The organism is Streptomyces sp. NPDC020299 (assembly GCF_044387825.1).
Taxonomy (GTDB): domain Bacteria; phylum Actinomycetota; class Actinomycetes; order Streptomycetales; family Streptomycetaceae; genus Streptomyces.
The window spans coordinates 112149-135419 of sequence record NZ_JBIRWL010000017.1 but is presented as its reverse complement, the minus strand read 5'-3'; the positions used below and the strand labels follow the sequence as shown (position 1 = coordinate 135419).

General features: G+C 69.9%; 18 protein-coding genes. 7 read left to right on the top strand and 11 right to left on the bottom strand.

The annotated features are described in order from the left end of the window. Positions 1-373: 373 nt before the first annotated feature. Positions 374-616 carry a hypothetical protein gene (locus tag ACH45E_RS34955; protein WP_361447598.1) on the bottom strand — a complete coding sequence of 81 codons (243 nt, stop codon included), beginning with the start codon at positions 614-616 and terminating at the stop codon, positions 374-376. Next, positions 613-1557 (bottom strand): SPFH domain-containing protein, encoded by a 945-nt coding sequence (locus ACH45E_RS34950; RefSeq protein WP_361447600.1) that lies wholly within the window; start codon positions 1555-1557, stop codon positions 613-615. The genes ACH45E_RS34955 and ACH45E_RS34950 overlap by 4 nt, the downstream gene beginning before the upstream one ends. 231 nt (positions 1558-1788) lie before the next feature. Here ACH45E_RS34950 and ACH45E_RS34945 point away from each other — a divergent pair, with 231 nt between their 5' ends. After that, complete coding sequence (locus ACH45E_RS34945; RefSeq protein WP_361447601.1) at positions 1789-4131, top strand: transglycosylase domain-containing protein; 2343 nt, start codon at positions 1789-1791, stop codon at positions 4129-4131. Positions 4132-4260: 129 nt separating this feature from the next. Here the strand turns inward: ACH45E_RS34945 and ACH45E_RS34940 are convergent, their stop codons facing one another. The 4 genes from ACH45E_RS34940 to ACH45E_RS34925 all read right to left on the bottom strand — a co-directional run bounded on the left by ACH45E_RS34940 (position 4261) and on the right by ACH45E_RS34925 (position 13730). Further along, positions 4261-8595, bottom strand: a complete 4335-nt coding sequence (locus ACH45E_RS34940) for a hypothetical protein (RefSeq protein WP_361447603.1) — start codon at positions 8593-8595, stop codon at positions 4261-4263. A gap of 633 nt (positions 8596-9228) precedes the next feature. Continuing rightward, on the bottom strand, positions 9229-11322 hold the full coding sequence (locus ACH45E_RS34935) for a SpoIIE family protein phosphatase (protein ID WP_361447605.1): 2094 nt from the start codon (positions 11320-11322) through the stop codon (positions 9229-9231). A 276-nt stretch (positions 11323-11598) separates the two neighbouring features. Continuing rightward, complete coding sequence (locus ACH45E_RS34930) at positions 11599-12300, bottom strand: DUF402 domain-containing protein (RefSeq protein WP_361447607.1); 702 nt, start codon at positions 12298-12300, stop codon at positions 11599-11601. Positions 12301-12344: 44 nt separating this feature from the next. After that, positions 12345-13730: a class II fumarate hydratase gene (locus ACH45E_RS34925; RefSeq protein WP_361447609.1), complete on the bottom strand. Its 1386-nt coding sequence runs from the start codon at positions 13728-13730 to the stop codon at positions 12345-12347. Between the two features lie 168 nt (positions 13731-13898). On the opposite strand from ACH45E_RS34925, the gene ACH45E_RS34920 reads away from it, so the two are divergent. Continuing rightward, positions 13899-14420 (top strand): SigE family RNA polymerase sigma factor, encoded by a 522-nt coding sequence (locus ACH45E_RS34920; RefSeq protein WP_361447611.1) that lies wholly within the window; start codon positions 13899-13901, stop codon positions 14418-14420. Positions 14421-14473: 53 nt separating this feature from the next. After that, positions 14474-14917 carry a PASTA domain-containing protein gene (locus tag ACH45E_RS34915; protein WP_361447613.1) on the top strand — a complete coding sequence of 148 codons (444 nt, stop codon included), beginning with the start codon at positions 14474-14476 and terminating at the stop codon, positions 14915-14917. A gap of 62 nt (positions 14918-14979) precedes the next feature. Here the strand turns inward: ACH45E_RS34915 and ACH45E_RS34910 are convergent, their stop codons facing one another. Further along, complete coding sequence (locus tag ACH45E_RS34910; protein ID WP_361447615.1) at positions 14980-16671, bottom strand: fumarate hydratase; 1692 nt, start codon at positions 16669-16671, stop codon at positions 14980-14982. A 167-nt stretch (positions 16672-16838) separates the two neighbouring features. On the opposite strand from ACH45E_RS34910, the gene ACH45E_RS34905 reads away from it, so the two are divergent. After that, positions 16839-17570: a DUF1707 domain-containing protein gene (locus ACH45E_RS34905; protein ID WP_361447617.1), complete on the top strand. Its 732-nt coding sequence runs from the start codon at positions 16839-16841 to the stop codon at positions 17568-17570. Positions 17571-17745: 175 nt separating this feature from the next. Then, positions 17746-18123, top strand: a complete 378-nt coding sequence (locus ACH45E_RS34900; RefSeq protein ID WP_361447619.1) for a WhiB family transcriptional regulator — start codon at positions 17746-17748, stop codon at positions 18121-18123. A 95-nt stretch (positions 18124-18218) separates the two neighbouring features. On the opposite strand, the gene glpX is transcribed toward ACH45E_RS34900, so the two are convergent. After that, entirely contained in the window at positions 18219-19253 is a 1035-nt protein-coding gene (glpX, locus tag ACH45E_RS34895) for a class II fructose-bisphosphatase (protein ID WP_361447621.1), read from the bottom strand. 127 nt (positions 19254-19380) lie between these two features. On the opposite strand from glpX, the gene ACH45E_RS34890 reads away from it, so the two are divergent. Next, complete coding sequence (locus ACH45E_RS34890) at positions 19381-19905, top strand: DUF4245 domain-containing protein (protein WP_361447623.1); 525 nt, start codon at positions 19381-19383, stop codon at positions 19903-19905. A gap of 76 nt (positions 19906-19981) precedes the next feature. On the opposite strand, the gene ACH45E_RS34885 is transcribed toward ACH45E_RS34890, so the two are convergent. The 3 genes from ACH45E_RS34885 to xseA all read right to left on the bottom strand — a co-directional run bounded on the left by ACH45E_RS34885 (position 19982) and on the right by xseA (position 22166). Next, positions 19982-20572 (bottom strand): malonic semialdehyde reductase, encoded by a 591-nt coding sequence (locus ACH45E_RS34885; protein ID WP_361447625.1) that lies wholly within the window; start codon positions 20570-20572, stop codon positions 19982-19984. A gap of 152 nt (positions 20573-20724) precedes the next feature. Next, positions 20725-20949 carry an exodeoxyribonuclease VII small subunit gene (locus ACH45E_RS34880; protein ID WP_361447627.1) on the bottom strand — a complete coding sequence of 75 codons (225 nt, stop codon included), beginning with the start codon at positions 20947-20949 and terminating at the stop codon, positions 20725-20727. Then, complete coding sequence (gene xseA / locus ACH45E_RS34875; protein WP_361447629.1) at positions 20946-22166, bottom strand: exodeoxyribonuclease VII large subunit; 1221 nt, start codon at positions 22164-22166, stop codon at positions 20946-20948. The genes ACH45E_RS34880 and xseA overlap by 4 nt, the downstream gene beginning before the upstream one ends. A 72-nt stretch (positions 22167-22238) precedes the next feature. Here xseA and ACH45E_RS34870 point away from each other — a divergent pair, with 72 nt between their 5' ends. Continuing rightward, entirely contained in the window at positions 22239-23255 is a 1017-nt protein-coding gene (locus ACH45E_RS34870) for a 4-hydroxy-3-methylbut-2-enyl diphosphate reductase (protein WP_361447631.1), read from the top strand. The last annotated feature ends 16 nt before the right edge of the window (positions 23256-23271 follow it).

The following is a 23271-nucleotide window of genomic DNA, read 5'->3' as shown; positions in this document are numbered from 1 at the left end:
GCCAGACGCCAGGCGGCCCGAGGGGGCGGTTCTGCCGCGCGGCGGTGCCGCCGGGCTGTCGTCCGGACCCAGCGGGCCGACGTCTCTCACCCCGGCGGGGGCGGTCGCAGCGGCAGCTGCTCGTGCTGCCGCGTTCGACGCCAGGGCGGGTCCCGAAGGGGCGGTTCTGCCATACGGCGGTGCCGCCGGGCTGCCGTCCCGGCCCAGCGGGCCGGCGCTGTACACCGGCGGGGCCGGCCGCAGCAGAATCTGGTTGCGCTGTCGTGCCCGACGCCGCGGGCGGGACCCGCGTGGGCGGTTCTCGCACACGGCGGTGCCCCGGCGGGCAGCCCCCGGCATCGCGTACACCGGCGGAGTCGACCGTAGTGGCCGGCTACGCGCCCGGTCCGCCCGGTGGGCGGCCGCGGCGGGGGAGGGGGCCGGTTTCCTTGGGGAGGCGGCCGGTCTCGGCCAGGGCCTTGCGGAGGAGGAACTCGATCTGGGCGTTCGCCGATCGCAGTTCGTCCCCGGCCCAGCGGGCCAGTGCCTCGTACACCGACGGGTCCAGCCGCAGCAGCACCTGCTTGCGCTGCTGCGGCCGGCGCTGGGGGGTCGACCCCCCGGAGGGATCTGTCACTGGTAAAGGGTCCCTGTGTTCAGTACGGGCTGCGGCGCGCGGTCACCGCACAGTACGACCATGAGGTTGGACACCATCGCCGCCTTGCGCTCCTCGTCCAGCTCCACGATGTCCTGCTCCGCGATCCGGGCGAGCGCCGCCTCGACCATGCCGACCGCTCCGTCCACGATCTGCCGCCGCGCGGCGACCACCGCGCCGGCCTGCTGCCGCTGGAGCATCGCCGAGGCGATCTCGGGAGCGTACGCGAGATGCGTGAACCGCGACTCGATGATCCGCACACCGGCCGCGTCCACGCGCGCGTGCAGCTCCACCGCGAGCTTCTCGGTGATCTCCTCGGCGTTGCCGCGCAGCGAGAGGCCGTCCTCCTCGTGCGCGTCGTAGGGGTACTCGATGGCGATGTGCCGCACGGCCGTCTCCGTCTGCGTGGCGACGAACTCCGTGTAGTCGTCCACCTCGAAGGTCGCCTGGGCGGTGTCCTGGACCTTCCAGACCACGACCGCGGCGAGTTCGATCGGGTTGCCGTAGGCGTCGTTGACCTTCAGGACGGCGGTCTCGTGGTTGCGCACCCGCGTCGATATCTTCGTGCGCGAGGTGAACGGGTTCACCCAGCGGAGCCCGTCCTCGCGGATCGTCCCCCGGTACCGCCCGAAGAGCTGCACGACCCGCGCCTCGCCCGGCGCCACCGTGTTCAGCCCGCACATCGCGAGGAACGCGGCGATGCCCACCAGGATGCCGCCGACGATCAGCACGGCCTTGCCGCCGGTCGCCGTGACGGCCGTGGCGGCGACGATCATCCCGGCACCGAGCAGCAGCCCGACAAGGCCGAGCAGCAGGGCCAGGCCGCCGCCGATGCTGTGCGCCTGGAACTCCCGTACGCGCGGGGCGGGCATCTCTGGTACGTCGGCTGTGGCGGACGCGTCGTGCGTGGACGTGGTGGACATGGGTGGGCCCCCGTTCTCGTAGGCGCCGGCCTTCAGCGTCTAGCTTCACTCTATCTAAGTGATATCACTTTACCCCTTCCGAGCAACCCTCCAACCTCCCAAACCGTCGGTTCCCTTGGGACGGGGTGCTGATTGTCACGTCCGTAAAAGAGCGGATCGAACCTCCTTTGTCATATAGAGCGGTGTTAGCTTTCTGAGCTGACCTGAGACGGAAGCGGAGTGTAGGTACTCATGGGACGAGCGGAAGAGAGACGAGCGCGACAGCGCGGTGGCCGCCGCGCGGCGCCCAGGCGCCGCCGCTCGGAGCCCACGGCGAACGCCCAGCCCACGGCCGGAACCACCCGGGCCGCGGCGACCGGCAAGCCCGCGAAGGGCCGAATACGCAGGCTGTTCACCTGGAAGAAGATCCTCGGCACGTTCTTCGGGTTCTGCCTGCTCTGCATCGGCGGATTCATCGCGCTGTACCTGGCCGTCGACATCCCAGCGTCGGCCAACAAGCTCGCGCAGGGCGAGAGCAACGTCTACAAGTACAGCGACGGCAAGATCCTGGCCCGCGACGGCGAGATCAACCGGGAGTCCGTGGACCTGTCGAAGGTGCCGAGGAAGGTCCAGTTGACCTTCGTGGCGGCGGAGAACAAGAGCTTCTACCACGACTCCGGCGTCGACCTCCGGGGCACCGCCCGAGGCCTGATCAACACCCTGTCCGGCAAGGGCAAGCAGGGTGGTTCGACGATCACCCAGCAGTACGTCAAGAACTACTACCTCGACCAGGACCAGACCGTCACGCGCAAGCTGAAGGAACTGGTCATCTCGTTGAAGGTGGACCGCGAGGAGCACAAGGACGACATCCTCGCCGGCTACATCAACACCAGCTACTACGGCCGCGGCGCCTACGGCATCCAGGCCGCCGCCCAGGCCTACTACCGCGTCGACGCCCAGAAGCTCAACGTCGCGCAGGGCGCCTACCTCGCCGCGCTGCTCCAGGCACCGAGCCAGTACGACTGGCAGGCCGCCACCCCCACCGGCAAGAAGCTGGTGAAGGCGCGCTGGAACTACGTCCTGAACAACATGGTCGAGGAGCACTGGCTGGACGCGGCCAAGCGCAAGGATCTGCAGTTTCCGATACCCAGGGAACCCAAGGGCGCCCCCGGCATGGGCGGCCAGAAGGGCTATCTGGTCGAGCTCGCCAACCAACAGCTCGAACAGCAACTGATGAAGGAGCAGAACCTCTCCGCGTCCGACGCGGAGGCGAAGGTCGTGCGGCAGGGCTGGACCATCACCCTGAACATCGACGAGAAGAAGCAGGCCCAGCTGGAGAAGTCGGTCAAGGAACAGCTGATCAGCAAGCTCGATCCGAAGAAGCGCAAGGTCGACGACGCCGTCCAGGCCGGGGCCGTCTCGGTCGACCCCAAGACCGGCAAGATCGTCGCGTTGTACGGCGGGGTGGACTACTTCAAACACTTCCGCAGCAACGCGACCCGTCGGGACTACCAGCCCGCCTCGACGTTCAAGCCCGTGATCCTCGCCGCCGCACTCGAGGCGGGCGCGAAGACGCAGAACGGCAAACCGATCACCGCCGACACCGTCTACGACGGCACCAGTGGCCGCCAGGTCGTGGACAACGGCACCAAGGTCGGCTTCGGCCCGCCCAACGAGGACAACCATAGCTACGGCCCGATCACCGTCCAGCGGGCGATGAACCTGTCCGTCAACTCCGTCTTCGCACAGATGGGCGTCGACGTGGGCATGCACAAGGTCATGAGCACGGCGAACACGCTCGGCATGGACACCAAGGGCATGCAGGCGGTGTACGCCCAGACGCTCGGATCCATGGGCGCCAGCCCCCTGGAGATGGCCGGGATCTACGCCACCCTCGACAACCACGGCAACAAGGTGACGCCCTCCATCGTCAAGTCGGCCGAGAAGAAGGACGGCCCGGTCGAGATGCCCAACCCGATCGGCAGCAGCGTGATCAGCCGGACCACGGCCGACACGGTGACCTCGGTACTGACCGGTGTGGTCGACGACGGTACGGCCAAGGACTCCGTGGCGCGCAACCCCTTGCGCGACGGCCAGCAGGTGGCGGGCAAAACGGGTACGTCGGACAAGGACAAGTCCGCCTGGTTCACCGGCTACACACCGGACCTGGTCACCTCCGTGGGCCTGTTCGGCGAGGCCAGGAAGGGCGGCGCCCAGGTCCCGATGTACAACACAGGTGGTGGAGGGCGCGTCAACGGCGGCACCTTCCCGGCGGCTATCTGGGCGGCATACACCTTCGGCGTCACACACAAGGCCAAGTTCGACCTCAACACCACACAGGGCGCGGCGGTCGAGCCGACGGAGAGCTTCTCCTTCTCCCCGCCGCCGAGCGCGAGCACGTCCGCGCCGCCGTCCTCGGCCCCGCCGAGCTCCAACTCCCCGTCGTCCGAGCCGCCGTCGACCCCGGCGACCAGCAGCGCGCCGCCGCCGTCGTCCGCGCCCCCGTCGTCGTCGCAGCCGCCGAGTCCGTCGAACTCAGCGACGACCGGCAACCCGGACGACCCGCTCAACCCGCTGAAGCCCGAAGGCCAGTAGCGGGCCAGTAGCGGGCCAGTAGAGGGAAGGAACGCGAAAGGGCGCCCGGTGGGAACCGGGCGCCCTTCTCCGTGACCCGGGCGCCACGCCTGTTGCCGGCGCGGCGCCCGGGCGTTCAACAGCCCGTCGTCAGGGCGTCAGGTTGTCGGTGAACTTCGTCGCCGTGTCGTCGCAGTGGACGACGCTCGACGGCCGGTTGCCGGGGCCGTCTCCGATGACGGGTACCGGTGGCGAGACGTCCCAGGGGTTTCCGCCGCTTCCGCGGTGGAAGGCGTCACAGGGCCCGAACGCGTTGCCGTTGGGAGCGGTCGCCGGGAGGTTCGAGAAGTCCTTCCAGTCTCCGCCCCTGACCCTCGCGGCGGAGGGCCGGCCGAGGTTGTCGGTCATCTTGTCGTCGACGTACACGTACAGGTCGGGCATGTAGCTCTGGAAGACCATGCCGTTGGAGGGGGTGGCGTCCCCGTCGTCCTGCATGTGCGTCGGCTTCACACTGCCGTCGGCGCAGAAGGCGGCGGCGACGTCCTGCCAGATCGGCGGAGCGTTGCCGATCATGCTGCCGAAGATGTTGTTGCCGCCGTCGTTCTTGAAGAACATCGAGTAGACGTCTCCGGCGAAGCGACGCACGGAGTAGTTGGTGTCCGGGCTGTTGTTGATCTTGTCGACCCAGGCCTTGACGTTGTCGTTGATGTACTTGTGGCCGATCATCGCCCGGTAGCCGTGCACGCCGCCGCCGACGCCCCGGACGTCCACGCAGGTGTTGTCCGAGTTCAGGCGCGCGCCCCGGAAGTGCGGGAAGTACGCCTGCCCGGGGGTGTCGCCGTCGGTGTAGGGGTGGGCGGTGAGCACGTTGCCGTACTCCAGTGCGTCCTGGGTGGTGTAGTCGATGTCAGGCTTCGCGATGCCGTAGTCCGCCTCGATGGCCTTCATGATGTTGGTCACGAAGTACGGAAGGTGGGCGTTGCCGACCCGGACCCGGTAGCTCGATCCTTCGCTGCCGGGGATGATCTTCCCGTTGTCGCCGACCACGAACGTCACGACGATATCGCTCTTGATCTTGTAACTGTTGTCGCTCTTGTACGCCTGGCTGGCAGGCAGCGACGGATCGGGGCGCTGGTTGGACATGCCCATCCAGACGGGAATCGACATCGCCGGCGCGGAGCCGTCGGCGTTGGGCGTGTAGCCGCCCGCCTTGATGTCGTCGCCCCACTTCTTGGCCGCGTCGTACGTCTGCGGGCCGGTGCACTCCTCGTGTCCCACGGGGTTGCACCGGTTCCAGGAGGTGAGGCCCTCCACGCGCACCGACGGGTCGTCGTTGTCCCACAGGTGGCCTTGGTCGGCGAGACCCAGGGCCCACTCGTACAGCGACTTCATCGAGCGCAGGGGTGTGTCGAACTCATTGGCCACCGGCCAGTTCTGGTTGAGCTCCTGGTTCGGGTCGAAGATCGCGGCCGCGGTCAGGGTGCGCCGGACGAACTTGCCGGTGACGGGCTGGAAGGCGATGGCGCCGAAGGCCACGTCGTCGTCACCGGTCCCGTCGGGCGTGTAGTTCGTCAGGGTCACCTTGGGAGTGGAGGTGAACTTGTAGGCGCCCAGGGACACCCACTTGCCGTTGTTGGCGTCCTGGTTGACATAGCGGTCGTAAGGCCCGCCGGAGGCCCCGCTGACGACATAGTGCACCCGCTTGGCCTGTGCGCCCGTGTCGGGTATGTGGGCCCAGACCTGGGCGAGGTCCATCTGCTCGCCGAGCGTCCATGTGCCGTCGATGTCCATCAGGCCGTCCGGGCCGCCGAGATGGTCCTCGTTGCGGGTGTGGGTGTACCAGAAGTGCCCGCCGTAGCCGCCGCCGACCTGGTGCAGATCGGCTTTCGCCTCGTAGTGGGTGCCCGTGGTGGACGGGTTGAACGAGAACTGGAAGCTGCCGGAGGAGGTGGCCTGTCCGCAGTCGCCCCATGTCTCGGTGCCGTTGGGCACCGACGCGACGACGTGCGAACCGGTCGGCTGGCCGCTGCAGACGGGCATGCCGTTCTTGAGGCGGTAGCCGCGCCCCGGTTCCGGGATCAGTGTCTGGTACTTGATCAGTTCGTGCCCGCACTGAGTGGCGCAGGCCGTCTTCCAGGTGGCGTTGGGCTTGTTGTACCAGTACTTCGCGTAACAGGCTTCCGTGCCGCAGTCCGGCGGCGTGGCCGGGTTGCAGTTGTTGTCGCTGTTGCAGAAGGTGCTGAGCGGCGGCGAGACCTGGCTGCGCGCGGCGGTGGTGTTCCACCAGGCCGGCCGGAAGCCCGCCGAGGAGTATCCGGATTCGCCCTTCCAGTCCTGGCGGCCGTCGGTGCCGTAGGAGTATCCGGTGTCGATGGACCAGGCGGACCAGCCCATCACCTTCTCCTCGTAGGGCCAGTCCTGCGGGTGCGCGGCGTCGTGGTTGGCTTCGGTGCCGTCCACGTCCGTGTCCATGAACGGGTGGTTCCAGCTCTTCTTGTAGATGGGGTTGGCCGGGTTGTTGTACCAGCCGAGCCCCCAGTGCCCGTCGTGCTTCGAGGCCTCGGAGGGCGGGTTGAAACCGAGGTTGTAGTTCCAGACCGCGGTGAACCAGTTCTCCACGTAGGAGGGGTCGTCGTTGTTGACGGTGATCTTCTGGCCCGCCTTGTGGACCTCGTTCCACTTGTCGGCGAGGATCTTCATCGAGGCGGCGATGTTGGTCGCGTAGTCGATGGCGACGGCCTTCTGCAGGGCCGGCGACAGGCTCGTCTCCCCGGGCTTCTCGTGACCGGCGATGCGCATGCCGTCGGTGACCTGTCCGACGCCGTAGCCGCAGTCGGACTTGTCCCAGTTGATGGCCCAGTACGACTCCGGCATGCCAGGGTCGATCTTGTGCCCGTAGTAGCCGTCGACCGCCGCGAGAGGGCTGCCCATCTGGCCCGGGATGGAGCCGGACTCGGCCTGCCACAGATTGGATTCCTGGGCCATGATGCCGAGCATCACGTTGGCGGGAATACGGCCGCCGCCGGTCAGGGTGGGCGGCGGGAACAGCCCCTGCGGGTCGATGCTGCTCAGACCGGACTGGTTGCGGTAGCCGCCCTGCCGGAGGTAACTGGCGTGCAGATTACCGCGTACGGCCATGTCGACGGCCCACTCGACCTGGTTGGGGGTGGGCTGGAGCGCCTGTGCGCCCACGTCGTTGCGGGAGACGGAGCACCAGCGGTCGGGATCGGTGGGGTCGTGCGACACGACGGCCGCCGTGGTCCGCGCCCGCTGCCCGTGCTTGCCCGCGGCCGAGCCGGATGCGCGGCCGGCGGTCAGCGCGGGCGACAGGCGGTCCTTCACGGTGGACTTGCGGACAGGGGCGACCTTCTGGCTGATCTTCGAGCCGGTGGTGGTGGCGATGGAGGTGACCGTCACCGGGGTGGTCGCGGTCATCGTGTCCGGGGCCTGTGCCGGAGCGTCCTGCGGTTCGGTCTTCGTGAAGCCCTTGCCGGCGTTCTTGATCCGCTCGATGCCGGCCCGGATGCCAGGGGTGAGTACGGGCTCGACGGCGAGCCGCCCCTGGCTGGAGATGTCCGTGTCAGCCGGGGCGTTCACCCGGGTGACGCCGCTGCCCGCGGTGTGCGGGCTGCCGACGGGATGGCCGGTGAGGAAGACCCGCGCGGATCCGCCGCGCTTCAGGTCGAGGTCGCCGAGCTTTCCGGTGGCGATCGTGGTGGCCGCCTTGCCGTCCGGGCCCCACACCCTGGCGCGGGCCTTCGTGCTGCCGTCGCGTTCGACGAAGGCGACCTTTCCGCCCTTGACCGGGTGGAGGTCGAAGGCGACGCCGCCCGTCGTGAGCAGGTTCTTCACCTTGCCGGAGCGGTCGAGGTGGACCAGGCGGCGGCCGAGGGCGGCGACCGCGCCGTCCTTGACCGGGACGGCGCTGGTCAGTTCGCCCTTCGTCGCGGCCTCGATGACGGTCTTGCCGGCGGTGTTCACCGTCACGACCCGGGTTCGGGTCTTCGCCGCGTCGTTCATGTCGCGGAACGCGGTGAACGCGGCGGTGTGCGTGGCCGGATCGCAGGAGGGGTCGAAGTACGCCAGCGACGCGGTGAAGGGCAGCTTCGTCACCTGGCCGGTGCCGAGGTTCACGATCGCGGCGAACGCGCCGCCCTGCATCAGGTCCGGCTTGTTCGTGAACGTGCGCGGTGCGTACACGGCGGCGACATGGTCGTGGTCCATGAGGCACTGGTTGCCGATCCAGGAGTCCGCGGGCATGCCCGGCTCGGAGAGGACCGCGGCGGCCTTCCACGTGTACGCCTTCGCGCTGTCGGCGACCAGGATGTGCAGGCCGTCGGTGTCGGCCGCGGCGGTGACGGCCCGGTCGTCGGACGTCCGCCACCCCTTGCCGAGCCTGCGGTCGGGGTCGCTGACACCTCCGTGCTGTGCCGGCCCGGGCTTACCCGGACCGGAGTTCGGCCCGGGGGTGGCGGTGGCGGGCATGGCTTGCAGCAGAGTGCTGGCGAGCGCGGCGGAACTCACCACCGCGGCCAGGGGTATGAGTGTTCCTCTTCGGGATCTCAAGAGAGACGTTCCCCGTTTCTCGTCGAGTTGCTTCCCGCTCCTGGGGGCCAGGCGCGGTGAGCCTGCCCGCTCCCGCTGACCGGGGATGGGCAGGAGACCTTGTTTTTTCGGGCAGGAGGGGGAGGGGCGGCGAGGGAGGGCGTCCGGGGCGGGAGGAGAGTGATGAGCGCGCGCTGTCGCCTTGCCGCTGGGATCTGCGTCGGCGTAAGGGTGGCCGGAACCTGCCCGTTCACATGGGCGGGGCAACGCAGTGTGCACCGTGCAGAGATGTCCCCCTCGCTGACTCAACCGCTCATGAGGACCGGGTGGTCAAGACCGGTTCTCTGAGCGCGAGGTCACCTTAAGCGAGGCATGGACACGCCAGGCAGGAATTCGACCCGTTCATGGCCGGAAGACGTGCGTCACAGCACAGCGCGAAGCGGCTCGTGTACGACACGACTCAGCGCCGCAGCTGTGGAGATGCTGTGACCGAGGGGTGGAATCGGCGCCCGTGATCTCCGCTGGATGCGGCTTGATTTCGCTGTCGGTCCGGTTGCGGGTGAGCGGGTGGGATCAGTCCTGCGGTGCCGTCAAGTTGGCCTCGAACCACACCACCTTGCCGGTGCTCAGCCGGGTCGCGCCCCAGCGGCGGGCCAGGCGGTTCACCAGGTACAGCCCGCGCCCGCCCTCGTCCGTGGCCCGCGCCTGGCGCAGCCGCGGCAGCTGCGGGACGTCGTCGCCGACTTCGCAGCGCAGCACATCGGTGCGCAGCAGCCGCAGGGTGACCGGACGGGAGGCGTACCGCACCGCGTTCGTCACGACCTCGCTGACCAGCAGCTCGACCGAATCGCTGAGCTCTTCCAGGCCCCAGCGGGCCAGCGCGCGCCGGGCCAGCCGGCGGGCCCGGCCGGGGGCCGCGTCCTCCGGCTCCAGGAACCAGTACGCCACATCGCTCGGCGCGATCCCGTCGAAGCGGGCGGCGAGCAGCGCGATGTCGTCGTCCCGGTCGCCCGGGCCGAGCATGTCGAGCACCTCGTCGCACAGGGCCTCGAGGGGCGGCGGATGGTCGGGCCCGGTCAGCTGGGCCGTCGCGGCGAGCTTCTCGCGCAGCTGCTCTATGCCGGTCCACACGTCCCTCAGGCGGGACTCCACCAGGCCGTCGGTGTAGAGCAGCAGCGTGCCCCCGGCGGGCGCGTCCAGCTCGACGGCCTCGAAGTCGACGCCGCCGACGCCGATCGGCGCGCCCGGCGGCACCCGCAGCACCTCGGCCCGCCCGCCCAGGTGCAGCAGCACGGGCGGGGGATGGCCGGCGTTGGCGATGGTGATGCGGTGCGAGACCGGGTCGTACACCGCGTACAGGCAGGTCGCCATCCGGTCGGTGCCCAGGCGCTGGGCCTGCTCGTCCAGATGGTGCAGCACCTCCTGCGGCGGCAGGTCGAGCCCGGCGAGGGTCTGGGCGGTCGTCCGCAGCTGGCCCATGATCGCCGCCGAGGTCATGGAATGGCCCATCACATCACCGACGACGAGGGCGACCCGGCTGCCGGGCAGCGGGATCGCGTCGTACCAGTCGCCGCCGACCCGCGCCGTCTCGGCGGCCGGCAGATAGCGCGAGGCCAGCCGGACACCGGTCGGGCGGGGCAGCGTCTCGGGCAGCATGGTGCGCTGCAGCTCGTCGGCGATGTAGGCCTCGCGGCCGTACAGCACCGCCTTGTCGATGCCGAGGGCGCTGTGCGTGGCCAGCTGGGCGGCCACCAGCAGGTCGTCGGCCTCGAACGCCATCCGCTCCGGGCGGCGCAGGAACAGCGCGGCCCCGATCACCCGGCGCCGGCCGCGCAGCGGCGCGAGGATCGCGTGCTGTCCCTCGGGCACCACGGACTCGCCGCCCTCGCCCAGGAGTTCGGGCAGTGCGGCACGGGCGGCGGGGGAGTCGGCGAACACCGGACGCACCCCGCGCAGCACCTCGTTGAGGGCGCCGCCGGGCCGTACCTCGCACAGCTCGGCGGTCATCGCAGACAGCTCCGGAAGCTCGGATTCCGGCGCCGGGACGGGCAGGAAGCCGCCCTCGGTGTCCCGTTCCTCGGGGATCCGGTCGGTGCGGCGCAGCCGCAGCACCACCGGCCCGGTGGGGCGTTCGTCGCCGATCGGCAGCGGATCGCGCAGATAGACGAGGATCGCGTCCGAGAAGGTCGGCACGGTGGCCCGGCACAGGCCCATGACGATCTCGTCGAGGTCGATGCCGCGGGCGATCCGCCGGGTCGCGGCGCCGACGAAGCGCAGCCGGTCGCCGTCCCGCCGCATCGGCAGCGGCCGGCCGGGCGGCAGTCCCCGCCCGGTGCGGCGCTCCTGGCCACCGGGGCTGTGTTCCTGCTCGGCGCCCGGCTGGACCGGGATCTGCTCGGGCGCGGGACGCGGACGGTGCGCGTCCTGCTCGGCAGCGGACGGCTGGGCGTGCTCGGGGCCGTTGACTGGGAGCTCCTTCCCCTTGCCGCAGGGCGTGGTGGTACCCGGTGAGGAGGGCGTCTCGCCGGTGCGGGCCTGTGCGGGTAAGGCGGCGGGGCCGAGCGGCGTCTGGGTACGCAGGAGCGCCCCGCGGGGCTCCGCGGGGTCGACGCCCGGCTGAGGGCGCTCGTAGGAGGTCGGCTGCTCCGTCACGCGTGTCGAATCCATCCGTCCGGGGCCACGCGTCGTGCGCGCGGTTCGTCCCGCAGAAATCCCGATACCCGGAATACGTGCCCCTGGAACGGAATTACCGCGTGGTCAGAGGCCGTTCCTGCGGCGGACCGTTTCCGTTCCGCTGTGGTCTTGCCCTCGCACCACTCGCTCACGTCCTGGCCGCCCCTCGGTGACGTTCGGTCAAGCCCGGTACCATCCCCGGGAGTTGTGAGTTGATCCTCCTTGCGGAGGACGATCCTACGGTTGTGGACCGGGGGCGCATCAAGGGTCTCATGAGGACACGTGCGCGGGCGTACGGTCCCAGTCCCTCGGGAGTGACGGTACCGCCCAGGACGGATCCGGGCGCCAGTGCTGCCAGCCGTCCGAGTACGGCGGGCCCCAGGCGCGGATCACCTCGACCGCGGCGCGCCCCGCCGCCCGCACCCGTTCGGCGAGCCGGTCGTCCATCAGGCCGTCCCGCTGGGCCTGCGCGAACTCGTCCTCGTCACGCCAGTGCCAACTGCGATCGGGGTGCACGGAGATGTCGAGGAAGTGGTCCTCGGAGTCGACCCCGCCGTCCCAGCGGACCAGCGGCTCCTCAAGGTTGACGTACCAGTTCTTGAACCGCCAGCCCGGCTCCCAGAACAGCCACACCGACCACGGCTCACCGGGCCGGGCCAGCTTCAGCACGCCCGTCCCGGTCCACCGGTCGCGCTGCACCGAGCGGGGCTTGGTGTAGCGCGACCGAAGTGGCTCGAGGTGCACGGGCGTACCGTCGGCGAGCGCCGGCTTCATGCATTCGGTGTCCGGGGCCAGCCACACGGCGAGGAGTTCCTCGTCGTCCCGTACGACGGTGACGGGGCGTGCGATGTGGATGTGGTCGCCGCCGTTCTCCCGGTACCGCCACAGGATCCGGCTCCCGGGCGCCCAGAAGGGCACAGCACCGTCAGCTTCCCCGCGCACCGCGCGTCTCACCGCTTCACCGTCTGCCATGGACAGATATTAGGTGCCCCAGGCATACGCCGCTGCGGTGCGTGTCACGGATGCGTCATACGCAGGACGTTCAGCGCCTCGTCCAGCTGCTCGCGGGTGAGGTCGCCACGCTCGACGTACCCGCTCTCCAGCACGACCTGACGGATCGTCTTGCGTTCCGAGAGGGCCTTCTTGGCCACCTTGGCGGCCTCCTCGTACCCGATGTACTTGTTGAGCGGGGTGACCACCGAGGGCGAGGACTCGGCGTACTCGCGGGCCCGTTCGCGGTGGGCGGTGATCCCGTCCACGGTCCGGTCGGCGAGCAGCCGGGTGGCGTTGGCGAGCAGCCGGATGGACTCCAGCACGTTCTTGGCGATGACCGGGAGCATGACGTTGAGCTCGAAGTTCCCGGAGGCGCCGGCGGTGGCGATGGTGGCGTCGTTGCCGATCACCTGGGCCGCGACCATGAGGACCGCCTCCGGAATGACCGGATTGACCTTTCCCGGCATGATCGAGGAGCCGGGCTGGAGGTCGGGCAGCGAGATCTCCGCGAGCCCGGTCATCGGGCCCGAGGACATCCACCGCAGATCGTTGGCGATCTTCGTCAGCCCGACCGCGATGGTCCGCAGCTGCCCGCTGGTCTCCACGATCCCGTCCCGGGCCCCCTGGGCCTCGAAGTGGTCGCGCGCCTCGGTCAGCGGCAGCCCGGTGACCCGGGCGACCTCCGCGATCACGGCGGCGGAGAACCCGGGCGGCGTGTTGATGCCGGTCCCGACGGCGGTCCCGCCCAGCGGCAGCTCGGCGAGCCGGGGGAGCGAGGCGTTCAACCGCTCGACGCCGTACCGCACCTGGGCGGCGTACCCGCCGAACTCCTGCCCCAGCGTCACCGGGGTGGCGTCCATCAGATGCGTCCGCCCGGACTTCACGACGTCCGCGAACTCCTCGCTCTTGCGGCCGAGCGCGTCGGCGAGGTGCTCCAGGGCCGGGATCAGATCGTGGGTGACGGCGGCCGTGGCGGCGATGTGGAGGGAGGACGGGAAGACGTCGTTGGACGACTGGGAGGCGTTGACGTGGTCGTTGGGGTGGACGGGCCGGCCCAGCCGCTCCGTCGCCAGCGTGGCGACGACCTCGTTGGTGTTCATGTTGGACGAGGTCCCCGACCCGGTCTGGAACACGTCGACCGGGAAGTGCTCGTCCCACTTCCCCTCGGCGACCTCCCTGGCCGCCTCCTGGATCGCCTCGGCCACGTCCTTGTCGAGCACCCCCAGCTCGGCGTTCACCTTCGCCGCCGCACCCTTGATCCGGGCCAGCGCCTCGATGTGCGCGCGCTCGATCCGCTGCCCGGAGACGGGGAAGTTCTCGACCGCGCGCTGGGTCTGCGCGCGCCACTTGGCGTCCGCCGGGACGCGTACCTCGCCCATGGAGTCGTGCTCGATCCGGTATTCACTCATGCCTCTTACAGCGATCGGGGCGGCAGGGATGTTCCGGGCTCTGGGCCGGACGGGGGTCGCCGGGGTCGATGGGGCCACCGCGGCCCCTGTGACCCAGGTCTCACCGCGGCCGTGCAGCAGACGAGGGGGCTGCCGCGTCGTGGAGGGGTGACAGGAAGGGAGGAGCGTGTGGAGACGGACTTCCAGGAATTCGTGGCCGCTCGGTCGACCACGTTGTTCAGGGGCGCACTCGTGCTCACGGGAAACCGTGAGGCGGCGGAGGACCTGGTCCAGGAGACCTTGGAGAAGGCCTGCCGCAAGTGGCGCGTCATCACTGCGAAGGACGCTCCGGACGCCTACGTCCGGCGGATCATGGTGAACCTGGCCAATGACCGCTGGCGGAGATTCCGCCGCCTGACCACGACTCCCCACCCGGAAAGCGGCGACACCGCCGCCCCGGGGGACGAGTTCGGGCAGGTCGACAGCAGGGACCAGTTGGTGCGCGCGTTGCAGCAACTGCCCATGCGGATGCGGACGGTGGTGGTGCTGCGATACTTCCACGATCTCTCGGACGGCGAGATAGCGGCCGACCTCGGCATCTCGCCGAGTACGGTCCGCTCCCAGCTGGCCCGGGGGATCGAGAAACTCCGAAGTCAGTTCCCCGCACTCTCCGCCCCTTCACCACAGCGGCACACGGAAGGAATCCGGTGACCTCGTACGACGACGCTCGGCCTTCCGGCCGCACACCTTTCGAAGAGGAACTGATGAACGCCATGAACCGTTTCGCGAACTCCGCCGAGACCCCCGGCTTCGACGCGCCCCAGATCGTGCGCCGCACCCGGCGCCGGCGGACCCTCGGCATCGCGGCCGTCGCCGCCGCCCTCATCGCGGCGGGCGGGGGGACGGCCCTGGCCACCTCGGCGTCGGGCGGCACGTCGCAGTCGGCGGCGAGCAGCACGGCCGCCGCGAGCAACGCCACCACCCTGCAGTACCGCACCCCCGACGGCGTGATCATCCCGATCGACTTCGCGGGCCTGGACCTGGTGTTCGCCAAGCAGGAGCTCCTGAAGACGCAGACGAAGCTCGGCACCGTCACCAAGAAGGCCGTCAAGAACTGCAAGCCCGGTTCGGTGGTGGGTGTGAGCCCGCACGCCCCGGCCATCGTCAAGTCCGGCGACACGGTCAACCTGACCCTGTGCGCCGGCTGATCTGACGCCGGAACGACGACGCCCGCCCCTGCGCCAATCAGGGGCGGGCGTCCGTCACAGCATCACACCAGACCCGGCCCCCGCACCGGAATCGACGTGAACGTCGGCGCGGGGGCGGGGTCCTGGAAGAAGTCGTCACCCTTGTCGTCGACGACGATGAACGCCGGGAAGTCCTCGACCTCGATCTTCCAGACCGCCTCCATGCCGAGCTCCTCGTACTCGACGACCTCGACCTTCTTGATGCAGTCCTGCGCGAGCCGGGCCGCGGGCCCACCGATGGACCCCAGGTAGAAGCCGCCGTGCGCGGCACACGCGTCGGTGACCTGCTTGCTCCGGTTCCCCTTCGCCAGCATCACCTTGGAGCCCCCCGCCGCCTGGAACTGCTCGACGTAGGAGTCCATGCGCCCGGCCGTGGTCGGCCCGAAGGACCCGGACGCGTAACCCTCCGGCGTCTTCGCCGGCCCCGCGTAGTACACCGGGTGGTCCTTCAGGTACTGCGGCATCTCCTCACCCGCGTCCAGCCGCTCCTTGATCTTGGCGTGCGCGATGTCGCGGGCCACGACCAGCGGACCGGTGAGCGAAAGCCGGGTCTTGACCGGGTACTTGGTCAGCTCGGCGAGAATGTCGTCCATCGGCTGGTTGAGGTCGATCCTGACCACGTCCGCGGATTCGTCGAGCCCCGCGGCGGAGCCGCCGTTGAGCTCAGCGTCCGTCGTCTCCGGCAGGAACCGCGCCGGGTCCGTCTCCAGCTGCTCCAGGAAGACACCCTCCGCCGTGATCTTCGCGACGGCCTGCCGGTCCGCGGAGCACGACACCGCGATGGCGACCGGGCAGGACGCCCCGTGCCGCGGCAGCCGCACCACCCGCACGTCGTGACAGAAGTACTTGCCGCCGAACTGCGCGCCGATCCCGATCCTCTGCGTCAGCTCGAAGACCTTCTGCTCCAGCTCCTTGTCCCGGAAGCCGTGCCCGAGCTCGGAGCCCTCGGCCGGGATCTCGTCCAGGTAGTGCGCGGAGGCGTACTTGGCGGTCTTCAGCGCGTACTCGGCCGACGTACCGCCGACCACGATCGCCAGGTGGTACGGCGGGCACGCGGCCGTACCCAGCGAACGGATCTTCTCCTCCAGGAACTTCATCATGGAGGCCTCGTTCAGGACGGCCTTCGTCTCCTGGTACAGGAAGGACTTGTTGGCGGAGCCGCCGCCCTTCGCCATGAACAGGAACTTGTACGCGCCGCCGTCCGTGGCGTACAGCTCGATCTGCGCGGGCAGGTTGGAGCCGGTGTTCTTCTCCTCCCACATGGTGAGGGGAGCCATCTGCGAGTAACGCAGGTTCAGGTTCTTGTAGGCGTCGTAGATGCCACGGGAGAGCGCCTCCTCGTCGCCGCCCTCGGTCAGCACGTTCTGCCCGCGCTTGCCCATGACGATCGCCGTGCCGGTGTCCTGGCACATGGGCAGCACGCCCGCCGCCGCGATGTTCGCGTTCTTCAGCAGGTCGAGCGCGACGAACTTGTCGTTGCCCGACGCCTCGGGGTCGTCGATGATGCGGCGCAGCTGTGCGAGGTGGGCCGGGCGCAGGTAGTGCTGGATGTCGTGGATGGCCTCCGCGGCCAGCTTGCGCAGCGCCTCCGGCTCCACCTTGAGGAACGTCCGTCCGTCGGCCTCGAAGGTGGAGACACCCTCGGAGGTCACCAGCCGGTAGGGGGTGGTGTCCTCTCCCTGGGGGAGCAGATCGGTGTACGCGAACTCAGGCATCTCAGCCCATTCCTCACTCTACGGACGGCGGCCCGCCGACGTTGGCGGGCGCTCACCAGCGTAGAACCTGCCCGAGACAGGGGGCCTGTGAGGTAAGGCTCAGTTCGCCACACCGAGGTTATCCACACCCCTAGTCGCGATCTATCGCGTTTCGGTACGCTGCTGCCGTGGACCTTCAGAAGCAGGATCAGCAGGATCAGCCGGCTCGACAGCAGGACGCGGCGCCGCGCGTCACCGAACTCCGCACCGGACTCCGCGCCTCGGACGCCGACCGTGACCGCATCGCCGACATCCTGCGCGAAGCCCTCGCCGAGGGCCGCCTGACCGCGGACGAGCACGCCGAGCGCGTGGAGGGGGTGCTGAACGCCAAGACGGTGGGCGAGCTGGAGGTCTTCATACAGGACCTGCCGGCGGCCCATGAGCGCCAGGCGTCCCCGGGCTACACACCGGTGCCGCCCCGCCCGGACGCCGGTGCGATACCGGCCGAGGCCGACGCCAACGTTGTCGCGGTGTTCAGCAGCGCCATACGCCGGGGCCGTTGGCGTGCGGGGCGCCGACTGCACGCGTACGCCATTTTCGGCAGTGTCGAGATCGATCTCAGCGAGGCGATCTTCGAGTACCAGCAGGTCGTGATCAAGGCGGTGTCGGTCTTCGGCAACGTCGAGATCCGCGTACCGGAGAACGTGTCGCTGCGCGGCACGGGCGGCGGAGTGCTCGGCAACTTCGAGGTGGACACGCTGGACTCGGTCGAGTCCGACGCCCCCGTCATCTACGTGGACGGATGGGCGGTGCTGGGCAACGTGGAGGCGCGGCCGAAGCGCGGCAAGCTCGTCGCGGACATCCTCGACCGCGTGCAGCGCAAGGTCGACAAGGGTTTGCGCAGACACCTGGACCGTTGACGGTCGCGAAGGAGGCGGGAACCGGAACGATTCGGTCCTTCGACAGCCGGCGCACAGGGTCGTGAACAAGCCGCCGCACTCCCGCGGCCCGGAACGCAGTGCATAGGCGCGCGCACAGCGGGTAGGGCTTGCTGCATCGTCTCTCGCTCGCGAAGCCGTCGTCAGGAGTAGACCCGTGCTGCAACCGCCGCATTCGTCCCTGCAGGTAGCTGCTGTTCCGGCCCAGCGGGGTCCAGTGCGGGACAGGGACCAAGACGCACCCTGGCACACCGAGGCGGTGTGCCGGCGCGACGAGGCAGGCCTGTTCTTCGCCCCCTCCAAGGAACCCACCGCCGCCCGGCTGTCCCGCGAGGAGGCGGCCAAGCGGGTCTGCGCACGCTGCCCCGTGATGGTCGAATGCCGCGAGCACGCCCTGCTCCAGCCCGAGCCGTACGGCGTCTGGGGCGGCCTCACCGCCGCCGAACGCCGCGTGGTCCTCGCCCGGCGCCGCCGCCGCGAGATGGAACTGAAGAAGACCGCGCGAGCGGCGAGCCGCATAGCGGCGGCGGGGTAGCCCGACTCACGGACGTGTGAATGGGGCGCCCCCTCCGCACCGGGAGCGCCCCATTCATCCAGGGACCCTGGGACCGCTACGGCCCCGGGGCCTTTTTACTTCGCCCGGTCGAAATCGACCGCGCTGTACGCCCGCAGCTTGCTCAGCCGGTGCTCGGAGTCGATCCGCCGGACCGTGCCGGACCGGGAGCGCATGACGATCGACTCGGTCAGCGCGGTCTCCGACCGGTACCGCACACCCCGCAGCAGTTCACCGTCGGTGATACCGGTCGCCACGAAGAAGACGTTCTCCCCGGTCACCAGGTCGTCCGTGGTGAGCACCCGGTCCAGATCGTGGCCGGCGTCGATGGCCCGCTGCCGCTCCTCGTCGTCCTTGGGCCACAGCTTGCCCTGGATCGTGCCGCCCAGGCACTTCACGGCGCAGGCGGAGATGATGCCCTCCGGCGTGCCGCCGATACCGAGCAGCAGGTCGACGCCCGTGCCCTCGCGCAGCGCGTAGACGGAGCCGGCGACATCGCCGTCGGAGATGAGCTTGATGCGCGCGCCCGCCTCCCGGACGTCCTTGATCAGGCCCGCGTGCCGGGGCCGGTCGAGGATGACGACGGTGACGTCCTCCGGCGTGGCCTTCTTGGCCTTGGCGATCCGCTTGATGTTCACGGACACCGGCGCGTTGATGTCGACGAAATCGGCCGCCTCCGGGCCGGTGACCAGCTTGTCCATGTAGAACACGGCGGACGGGTCGAACATCGCGCCCCGCTCGGCGGCGGCCAGTACCGCGATCGCGTTGGGCATGCCCTTGGCGGTCAGCGTGGTGCCGTCGATCGGGTCGACGGCGATGTCGACCTCGGGCCCGGTGCCGTCGCCGACCTGCTCGCCGTTGAAGAGCATGGGGGCTTCGTCCTTCTCGCCCTCGCCGATGACGACCACGCCGTTCATCGACACGGTGGAGACGAGGGTCCGCATGGCACGCACCGCGGCGCCGTCGGCGCCGTTCTTGTCGCCGCGCCCGACCCAGCGGCCCGCGGCCATCGCCGCCGCCTCCGTCACCCGGACGAGCTCGAGGGCGAGGTTGCGGTCGGGGGCTTCGGACGGGACGTCCAGTTCCGAGGGCAGATGATGATGTTCGGTCATCGGAGCGCACCTTTCTGATACGGCGACGGCCGGATGAGGGTGATATCCCCGACTCTATCGTTAGGCAGACAAAATGAGCAGGGGACCCCACGGATGAGCGCGCCGGGCACCTGCGACGATAGGGGGCGTGGCAGGCAAGAACGGCAAGCAGCATACGGTCCGGGACATGATCCTCTCCCTGGCCGTGATCGGGGTCGCGGCGGGGGTCATCTACCTCTTCGTCCCGCACAGCGACCACGCTCCCGACCTCCAGCGGGTCGACTACCGGATCGAACTGTCCACGGCGCGGCGCGCCGCGGACTACCCGGTGGCCGCGCCCGAGGGCCTGCCCGGTTCCTGGAAGGCGACGTCCGTCCGCTTCCAGGGTGACCACTTCGACCGCTGGCATCTCGGTTTCCAGAATCCCGACGGTCAGTACGTGGCGGTCGAGCAGTCCACTCAGAAGCGCGCGGACTTCATCGACACCGCCAGCCAGGGCGGGAAGGCGACCAAGGTCACCGAGCGGATCGGCGACCGCACGTGGACGCGCTACACCGGCGGCCGCTACGACGCGCTCGTCCTCGAGGACACCCCCGGCTCCACGACGGTGGTGGCGGGCACGGCGTCGTTCGCGCAGCTGACGAAGATGGCCGAAGCGCTGAAGATGGCGTGAGCCGCGTACCCGAACGGGCATGACATGGCTGAGGCCCCCGGCGCCGCCGGGGGCCTCAGCCACATGGGGGAGTCGCTCAGACGACGCTGACGACGTCGTCGTACGCCAGTCGCGGCGAGCGCGGGTGGGAGGCGTTCTCGCCCGGCTTGCCGATGTTGACGATCATCAGCGGGGTGTGGTCGTCGTCGAGGAACTCCTTGCGGACGCCCTCGGGGTCGAAGCCGGTCATCGGGCCGGCGGCCAGGCCGGCGGCGCGGACGCCGACGATGAAGTACGCGGCCTGGAGGGCGGCGTTCAGCGTGGCGGAGCGCTCACGCACCGGACGCTCGGCGAAGAAGGCGTCCTTGGCCTGCGGGAAGGCCGGGAACAGGGCCGGCAGTTCCTCGTGGAACTCGTTGTCCGCGGCGAGGATCGCGACCAGCGGGGCGGCGGCCGTCTTGGCCCGGTTGCCCTCGGACAGGTGCGGGACCAGGCGCTCGCGGGCCTCGGCGGAGCGGACCAGGACGACGCGCAGCGGGGTCTGGTTGAAGGCGGTCGGACCGTACTTGACCAGGTCGTAGATCGCCTGCACCTGCTCGTCGGTGACCGGCTCGTCGGTGAAGGCGTTCGCGGTACGGGCCTCACGGAAGAGCAGGTCCTGGGCGGCGGGGTCAAGAACGAGGGACATGACTGAACTCTCTGCAGACGGCGTCCGGATCCGGGGGTGCCGGACCGGCTGATGGGCACGACTGTACGCCAGGTAAGTTCAACGTTCAACAAATGTCGGGGCGCCGTGATCCGCTTCACAGCCCGCCGCCGCGCGCCCGGTGGCGCGACGGCCTACTCCTCCGCCTCCGCCTTCTCCTCCTCGGCCAGCGCCGCGTCCAGCCGGGCCCGCGCGCCCTCCAGCCACCGCCGGCACACCTTGGCCAGCTCCTCGCCCCGCTCCCAGAGCGCCAGGGACTCCTCCAGCGTCGTACCGCCCGCCTCCAGCCGCCGTACGACCTCGATCAGCTCGTCCCGCGCCTGCTCGTAACCGAGCGCCTCATCCACCTTGCCGGTCATCCACCCATCCCTGTGTCCACTCGTACGGAGAACTCGCCCTCGGCGACCCGCGCCCGCAGCGCCTCGCCCGCCGCCACCTCGTCCGGATCACGCACCGCGTGCCCGTCGGCCTTCTGCAGCACCGCGTACCCGCGCTTCAGCGTCGCGGCCGGGGAGAGGGCCACCACGCGTGCGTGCGTGTGCGTCAGCTCCGAGTCGGCCCGGTCGAGGAGATGGCCGAGAGTACGGCGGCCCCGGTCGGCGAGGGACGCCACATGGTCGGCGCGCTCGTCGACCATCCGGTGCGGGTCCTGCATGCAGGGCCGCGCCAGCGCATGGGCCAGCCCCCGCTCCTCCCGCTCCACCAGCGCCGTGACACACCGCCGCGCCCGGTCCCGCAGCTGCCGCACCCGGTCGAACTCCTCGCCGACGTCCGGCACGACCTTCTTGGCGGCGTCGGTCGGGGTCGAGGCCCGCAGATCCGCCACATGGTCCAGCAGCGGGTTGTCCGGCTCGTGCCCGATCGCCGACACCACCGGCGTACGACAGGCTGCCACGGCCCGGACCAGCTGCTCGTCGGAGAAGGGCAGCAGATCCTCCACACTGCCGCCGCCGCGCGCCACGATGATCACATCGACGGCTTCGAGCTCGTCGAGCTCCTTCACCGCCTGCACGACCTGCGGCACGGCATGCACGCCCTGCACGGCCACATTGCGCACCTCGAAGCGGACCGCGGGCCAGCGGTGCCGGGCGTTCTCCAGCACGTCCCGCTCCGCCGCGGAGGCACGGCCGCACACCAGCCCGATCAGCTGCGGCAGGAACGGCAGCGGCTTCTTCCGCTCCGGCGCGAACAGCCCCTCGCCCGCAAGCGTCTTCTTCAGCCGCTCCAGCCGGGCCAGCAGCTCCCCGACCCCCACGGGCTTTATCTCCACGGCCCGCAGCGACAGCTGCCCCCGCGGCGCGTACCACTCCGGCTTCGCGTGCACCACGACCCGGGCGCCCTCGCCGACGACATCGGCGACGGCGTCGAACACCTGCCGGTAGCAGGTGACGCTGATGGAGACGTCGTACGACGGGTCGCGCAGCGTCAGGAACACCACCCCGGCGCCCGGCCGCCGCGACAACTGGGTGATCTGTCCCTCGACCCACACCGCGCCGAGCCGGTCGATCCAGCCCCCGATGAGCCGCGAGATCTCGCCGACGGGCAGCGGGGCGTCCGCGGACGTGTTCACAGCCATGCGGTCGAGCGTAACGGCCGGTACCGACAACGCGGGACGCACGCGGTCTACGGCACCGGACGCGGCCTTACGATGGATGGCATGACTGCTTCGCCTGGCCGCCGTGTCCTGCTCGCCGCCCCCCGTGGCTACTGCGCGGGTGTGGACCGCGCCGTGATCGCCGTCGAGAAGGCCCTGGAGCAGTACGGGGCCCCGATCTATGTCCGGCACGAGATCGTCCACAACAAGTACGTCGTGCAGACCCTGGAGAAGAAGGGTGCCGTCTTCGTCGAGCGGACGGAGGAGGTGCCGCCGGGCAACATCGTGATGTTCTCCGCGCACGGTGTCGCCCCCGTCGTGCACGAGGAGGCCGCGCGCGGGCACCTCGCCACCATCGACGCCACCTGCCCCCTGGTCACCAAGGTCCACAAGGAGGCCGTCCGGTTCGCGAACGACGACTTCGACATCCTCCTCATCGGGCACGAGGGCCACGAGGAGGTCATCGGCACCTCCGGCGAGGCCCCCGACCACATCCAGCTGGTCGACGGCCCCGAGGACGTCGCCAAGGTCGAGGTCCGCGACCCGTCCAAGGTCGTCTGGCTGTCCCAGACCACGCTCTCCGTCGACGAGACGATGGAGACGGTCGACGCCCTGAAGGAGAAGTTCCCGCAGCTCATCTCCCCGCCGAGCGACGACATCTGCTACGCCACGCAGAACCGCCAGCTCGCCGTGAAGCAGATGGGCGCCGAGGCGGAACTCGTGATCGTGGTCGGTTCCCGCAACTCCTCCAACTCCAAGCGGCTCGTCGAGGTCGCCAAGCTCGCCGGCTCCCGCGACGCCCGCCTCGTGGACTTCGCCGCCGAGATCGACGAGGCCTGGCTGGAGGGCGTGACCACGGTCGGCGTCACCTCCGGCGCCTCCGTCCCGGATGTCCTGGTCGAAGAGGTCCTGGAATGGCTCGCCGAGCGCGGCTACGGGGACGTGGAGATCGTCAAGGCGGCCGAGGAGTCCATCACCTTCTCCCTGCCGAAGGAGCTGCGCCGCGACCTGCGCGACGAGGCGGCCGCCCTGGTGGCGGAGCGCGGCGGTTCCGGCACCCCTCAGGCGTGAGCGGCCTACGTCCGTG